Raw genomic sequence first — 6,532 nt, 5'->3', positions numbered from 1 at the left:
CTTTGGGGCGACGGCTCTCCGTTGCGCGAATTCCTTTTTGCAGGCGACTTGGCGGATGCGGTTGTCTACCTTATGGAAAACAAGAACGCAGAAGATTTGCGAACTCCGACTGGAGACTTCGTGAATGTTGGAACCGGAAAGGAGCTGACAATCAGGGAGCTTGCCGAGACAATCCGAGCGGTTGTTTATGCTGATGTCGCAAAAGACGGAAGAACTTGCCGGATTGAGTGGAATTCCTCAAAACCGAACGGAACTCCAAGAAAACTCTGCGATGTAACCCGCCTGAACAACCTCGGCTGGAAGGCAAAAGTCGAGGTCCGCAAGGGAATTGAAATCAGTTATGACGACTTTCTGCATGGAAAGGTGCGAAAGTAAACATCATTTTTTTTAGCAAAATAAAAGTAAAAGGCTTCGATATTGTTTAGTTACCGAAGCCTTTTTTATATATTTAATTGTTGTTTTCTTTTATTGTATTAGATGGTTGTTTGATGAAAATCTTTGGGAGAAATAAATCATAAAATATTTTGGTTGAAGTCGGTAATTATAATAATTTAAAACATAGTTCAAATGAATATGCATATAGAAAACTTGTTCTTGAGCCGCTGTCGTCTAGTGTTCAGTTGAAATTGATAAAAAAATATAGTGGAAAATCATTTTCTTTTTATATGACTTGCATATTGCCTATATATCCTGATTATTCAAAAAATGATTGTATTCATCCTTCTTTTATAGTTGAAACTTTGGACGGGATAAAAATATTAAAAAATGGTAATTGGAAACTTGTACTGCTAAAGATAATTATTGCTTTAGTTTTAGTTTGATATGTGGCTATTGTAAACTTGTTATGCTGGAAACTCCGGTAGAATATCAACACAAAGGATTTGCAGGGGCTGCATTGTGGATATCATTATCGAGTATAACAAATTTATAGAAACAGAGTCGTATCAGATGTTAAAATATTTAAGAAAAATTAGATATATTGCGGGTGAAGCTATACCTTGTGGAAATTGTGCATTAAACTTTGAAAGACTAATAAATTTTTATAAAAAAAATGGATTTTCCGTTAATGACACAAATAAAATACTTTTGATATTTGAAAAGTGATTTTTGATGGCATTTTGATTTCTTTTTATATTATGTTGCCGATTCTATCAGCAATAGAAGAGTAGATTTAAGGAGAAAATATTTTTGGAAATAACCGACCTTTTTAACAATATAAAAGACGTTTTTAATAAACCTGTTTATCTTATCAAATTTCTTTCGATAGCCATAGTTTTTGACATTAGTTCAGTCCTTGCTGCTCAAGAAAATTTGATTTTGTTTTATTTTTCATTTGATAAACATAGAATAGAATGTGTTGAATCATTAGTCAGATTAGTGTTTTTAGGGACGCTTATATGTTTTTGTGTAAAAATCATAATAGGCGGAATTTGCAGGATTGCTTTGGCACATTGGAAAAAAGAATATATTTCTAATGCAAAAGAAAATCTTTCTGTTGAAAATGCTATAAGAATTGCAGAGCGGAAAAATAATGAATTTGCATATAAAAAATTCTCTGAATGTAAACAGGCAATTTTTCAAGAACAGTCGATGTTTTGCGATATTGCGATTAACTTTTTGCTGGCTATTGTATATAGTCGCTTTTATCTTAGAGGTCTTACTGCTTTTAATTTGATTAAGATGCCGATATTATTTCTCGTGGTTCTGGTTTATTTTGTGATTTTAGTAATTATAATACTGACTCTTCTTAACAAGAAACTGTCGTACAGTACTGATTTCAATTTGGATTCTTGATATTATTTGTAACTCAACGGCTTTGGTAACATTTTGTTGCCGAAGCCGTTTTTTTGCACACGCATTTCTTTGGTTTTCAACTTTATTTTTCCCATTGAAGAAACCATTTCTTAGCGGTAAAATAAAAATATTATGGCTAAGAATCTTTCGGAGCTTTTGGGCTCTTTTGACTATATTTCCGTGGAAGGTGACGGAAAAACTGGATGTATCCTTTCTTCGGACTGTGTAATTTCTAACCTTGCTTTTGACAGTCGCGATGTTTCTGAGGGTTCTCTTTTTTTTGCGCTTCCGGGAACTCATACTACTGGTAATATTTTTATCAGTGACTGCATTAAAAAAGGTGCGGCGGCTGTTATTTTTCAGGACGATTTTGATGAAAAAACGGCTTTGGAAATTCAGAATGCCCTTCAAAATTCCAAGAATAAACCTGTTTTTTTACGCGTAAAGGACAGCCGTAAGGTTATGGCGCCTGTTGCAGCCTGTTTTTTTGATTATCCTTCTCAAAAACTCGGTGTTATCGGTGTCACTGGCACTGAAGGCAAATCTTCAACTGTAAGTTTTATCTGGCAGCTTTTGCGTCTTAACGGTCATAAGGCTGGCTTTATTTCTACCGTTCAGTATTCTGTTGGCGGTGAAGCCCTTGCTAATCCTCAGCATACTACAACTCCTGAAGCTCCTGTAATTCAAAATTATCTTGCTCAAATGGTTCAGAACGGCTGTGAATACGCTGTAATCGAAACTTCAAGCCATGGTCTTTCTCCTAAGCTCAACCGTACTGGAAATATTGATTTTGACTGTGGTGTTTTTATGAATGTTACTCTCGAGCATCTTGAATTTCATAAAACTTTTGAGCAGTATCGCGACGACAAGGCTAATCTTTTTAGAAAACTTGACGAAAATTCTCACCAAAAAACTATTCTAGGAAAAAAAGTTGCTGTTCCTTCTTTTGGAATTGTAAATCTCGAGGACGAATCTGCCTCTTTCTTTATAAAAGCTACAAAACAGCCGGTTATTGGCTTTACAACGGAAGGCAAGGCCGGAAAACAGGCTGTCGCTGGTCTTGAAGAACAAAAGCCGCTTCCTCCAGTTCCTCCTTCTATTCCTTATCTTGTTGGCCGTAACATTGCGAGCGCGGCTTATGGACTTTCGTTTAGCATTGTAGAACCGAATCTTGTCGATAAAAATTCAAAACCTGTTGCCGCAGGCGTAATCCATATCAAGGCTTCTCTTCCTGGTGCTTTTAACGCATACAATATTATGGCGTCTTTGATTGCCGTTAGCCGTCTGACTTCGACCCCGCTCGAAAAAGTTGCAGAAAAAGTTTCTGAACTTGTGCCTGTAAAAGGCCGTATGACGGAAATTGACGAAGGCCAGCCTTTTGAAGTTATCGTGGATTACGCCCACACTCCTTCTAGTTTTGAAACTATTTTTCCGCCGTTAAAAAGACGCGCTTCTGGAAAGATTATAAGTCTTTTTGGTTCTGGCGGCGAACGCGATTTAAAAAAACGTCCTTTGCAGGGTGCTATTGCTGCTCGTTTTTGCGATGTTGTGATTTTGACTGATGAAGATCCGAGAGGTGAAGACAGTGTTGCTCTTCTTGAGCAGATTGCTGTTGGTGCAAAAAAAGAGGGCAAAGTTTTGAATAAGGATTTGTTTATAACTGCTGACCGTCCGTCGGCAATTCGTCAGGCTTTTAAAATGGCTAAAAAAAATGATATTGTTCTTTTGCTTGGAAAAAGCCATGAAAATTCAATCATTTATAAAGACGGACCTCATCCTTACGATGAAATTTCTGAAGCAAAAAAGGCCCTTGCAGAAATGGGCTACAATGCGAATTATGGGAGATAAAAAATAAAATGAATGTGACTGTTATTTACGGCGGAAAGTCTGGCGAACACGAGGTTTCTCTGGTTTCTGCGGCTTCTGTTGCTAGAAATATCGACAAAAAACATAAAATCACCCTGATTGCAATTACAAAGACCGGAAAATGGTTTTTGCAGCCGGAAACTGAGCTTGAAAGAATCAGAAACGATGAAAAATCTCATTTTGAAATAACCGAAGACAAAATAAATGAGGTTTTTGCAATTCCTGGCGGCGGAAAGGAAAGAACCTTTGTCGTAAACGGATGCGAAATTCCGTGCGATGTGGTTTTTCCGGTTTTGCACGGAACTTTTGGCGAAGACGGAACGATTCAGGGGCTTTTTGAAATGATAGGCGTTCCTTATGTCGGATGCAGTCCTTTGGGTTCTGCAATTACGATGGACAAAGAAAAAACAAAAGCTGTGCTTGAAAATGCCGGAATTCCTGTTGTTCCTGGAATTTGCGTAAGAAGAAGCGACCTTGCTGACTGGAAAAAATACGATGAAATTTTGGAGAACGCCCAAAAAAAGCTTGGTTTTCCGATGTTTGTGAAGCCTTGTTCTGCAGGTTCTTCTGACGGAGCTAATCTTGCCGTTGACCTGCGTCATTTGAACAGCGCAATTATTGATGCTTTTGATTGGGACGATAAAATTCTTATTGAAAAGGCTGTAAATGCCCGCGAAATTGAATGTTCTGTAACTGGAAATCCTACAATCTGTGATGGACAGAAAAGTTTTGAGGTTTTGACGGCTTATGGCCCTGGAGAAATTGCTCCTAAGCATGATTTTTATGATTATGACGCAAAGTACAATGACCCTGACGGCGCTGAGCTTTTGATTCCTGCGCGGCTCGAAGAAGATAAGCTGGAAGAAATTCGGAGTTTGGCAAAAAAAGCGTATGCTGCGCTTGATTTGTGCGGATTGAGCCGTGTTGATTTTTTTATGGACAAGGATTCTTCTGAAATTTATTTGAACGAAATAAATACAATGCCTGGTTTTACGCAAATTTCGATGTTCCCGAAGATGTGCGCAAAATTTGGTCTTGATTTTACTGCGCTGACTGAACTTTTGATGAACGAGGCTCTGTCAAAATTTGAAGCGGCTTCTAAATTAAAGACATCGCGCTGATTTTTTTAGAAAAAATTCTGCGTTAGCGGGTGGAGTGGCGGCTGTGCCGTTCCGGGGCTTTGCGCCGGAATGAAACCACGCAACACGCGGCCTGCCAAAACTGGCAGGAAACGCCCGTCTTAAAAATTTTATTGGAGACAAAAAATGGCTGATTTGAATGAACCTCTTCCTCCTGTTCCGAAAATTTATCCGGAAGGTTGTTTTTTTGACAAAATCGAGGATATTGCCGGAAAGCACGTTGTTGTTATGGGACTTGGGCTCAACGGTGGCGGCGAAGCGAGCGTGCGTTTTTTGCTTAAACATGGGGCTTACGTTCTTGTTACGGACATGAAGACGGCTGAACAGCTTGCTCCGACAATAAAATCGATTTCGGAAGACCGGGAACTTGATAAAAGCCGGCTGACCTACCGTCTTGGCGAGCATAAAATCGAAGATTTTGAAAATGCGGACTGTGTAATTAAAAACCCTGGCGTAAAATACGACGGAAATAAATTTTTGGCTGCTGCAAAGGCGATTGAAACGGACATCAGCCTGTTTTTGCATTTTACTAAGGCGCCGATTATTGCGGTTACCGGTTCTAAGGGAAAAAGCTCGACTGTGAGCGCGATTTACTATGGTTTGAGGGAAGCTGGTTTTGAGGCGTTTCTTGGCGGAAATATTACTGTAAGTCCGCTGACTTTTCTTGAAAAAACGAGCGGAACTACTCCTGTTGTGCTTGAGCTTTCGAGCTGGCAGCTTGCCGACTTGCACGGAAGAAAAACTCTAAAACCGCACATTGCGATTATTACGAAAATTATGCCTGACCATCAGAATTTTTATCATTCGATGCTTGCCTATGTCGCTGACAAAAAGCTGATTTATGCTGACCAGACTAAGAAGGACTTTACGATTCTTGATTTTGATGATGATGCGGCTTGTGACGGCGGAACTTTGATTGACAACTGGGGAAATATTTTTGCAAAAGAGACAAAGGCCCAGGTTTTGAGATATTCTAAGTCAAAATTGCCGGAAGGCGTTTTTGGCGTATGGCAGGATAAGAATGGAAATGGAATCTGCCGTCTGCCGGAAAAACTTTTGAGCCGTTATGCGCAAGGACACGGAAAAACAACCGATACAATTTTGAAGGAGCTTGTTGTTCCTGGCAAACATATGCGTCTTAATGTTTTAAACGCCGCCCTTGTTCTTGAGCTTATGGGTGTTGCTCCTGAGCAGACTGTCGAGATTTTGGGAAAATGGCACGGAATTGAACATCGTCTTGAATTTTTTCATTCGTACACGGTCAAATATAAGTCGGGAAATTCCTGTGTCTTTAGGTTTTACAACGACAGCGCGGCGACTGTGCCTGAGGCGGCGGCGGAAGCAACCCAGGCTTTTGGAAAACCTGTTGTTTTTTTGACTGGCGGAACGGACAAGGGGCTTGATTTAAGTCCTGTCGCTGATACGATTTCTAAAAGTACGGCTTTTAAACCTTCTTCGATTTATATGCTTGAAGGAAGCGCCAGCGACAAGATGATCTGCGATTTTAACAGGGCGAATATTTCGTTTAACGGACCTTTTAAAAATCTTGACGAAATGCTCAAGTCTCTAAAAACCGATATTTTGTCAAAGAATTGTTCCGGTGAAAAAGTTGTGGTTTTTAGTCCGGGCTCTACGAGTTTTGGAATGTTTATGAACGAATTTGATCGCGGAAATCAGTTTAAGGCGAAAGTCCGCGAGATTTTTATATAGACGGAATACAAGTCCTGGAGAAA

General features: G+C 39.5%; 5 protein-coding genes. All 5 read left to right on the top strand.

Going from position 1 to position 6,532, the window contains the following annotated elements:
• The coding region (locus B4N75_RS05250; protein ID WP_296706787.1) for a GDP-mannose 4,6-dehydratase at positions 1 to 375 on the top strand (375 nt) is incomplete at its 5' end.
• An 813-nt stretch (positions 376 to 1,188) separates the two neighbouring features.
• Positions 1,189 to 1,794: a hypothetical protein gene (locus B4N75_RS05245; protein ID WP_296669018.1), complete on the top strand. Its 606-nt coding sequence runs from the start codon at positions 1,189 to 1,191 to the stop codon at positions 1,792 to 1,794.
• Positions 1,795 to 1,926: 132 nt separating this feature from the next.
• Entirely contained in the window at positions 1,927 to 3,642 is a 1,716-nt protein-coding gene (locus tag B4N75_RS05240) for a Mur ligase family protein (RefSeq protein WP_296706785.1), read from the top strand.
• Positions 3,643 to 3,650: 8 nt separating this feature from the next.
• Complete coding sequence (locus tag B4N75_RS05235) at positions 3,651 to 4,781, top strand: D-alanine--D-alanine ligase family protein (protein ID WP_296706782.1); 1,131 nt, start codon at positions 3,651 to 3,653, stop codon at positions 4,779 to 4,781.
• 144 nt (positions 4,782 to 4,925) lie between these two features.
• Positions 4,926 to 6,509 carry a UDP-N-acetylmuramoyl-L-alanine--D-glutamate ligase gene (gene murD / locus B4N75_RS05230; protein ID WP_296706780.1) on the top strand — a complete coding sequence of 528 codons (1,584 nt, stop codon included), beginning with the start codon at positions 4,926 to 4,928 and terminating at the stop codon, positions 6,507 to 6,509.
• The last annotated feature ends 23 nt before the right edge of the window (positions 6,510 to 6,532 follow it).

Origin of the sequence: Treponema sp. UBA7570 (genome assembly GCA_002477955.1) — a bacterium.
GTDB lineage: Bacteria > Spirochaetota > Spirochaetia > Treponematales > Treponemataceae > Treponema_D.
The sequence above is the reverse complement of the archived record's forward strand: the minus strand, read 5'-3'. Positions and strand labels throughout refer to the sequence as shown.

Bases quoted from the DNA above. Each gene is read 5' to 3' on its own strand.
- B4N75_RS05240 (WP_296706785.1), top strand. From the start codon at position 1,927: ATGGCTAAGAATCTTTCGGAGCTTTTGGGCTCTTTTGACTATATTTCC.
- murD (WP_296706780.1), top strand. From the start codon at position 4,926: ATGGCTGATTTGAATGAACCTCTTCCTCCTGTTCCGAAAATTTATCCG.
- B4N75_RS05235 (WP_296706782.1), top strand. From the start codon at position 3,651: ATGAATGTGACTGTTATTTACGGCGGAAAGTCTGGCGAACACGAGGTT.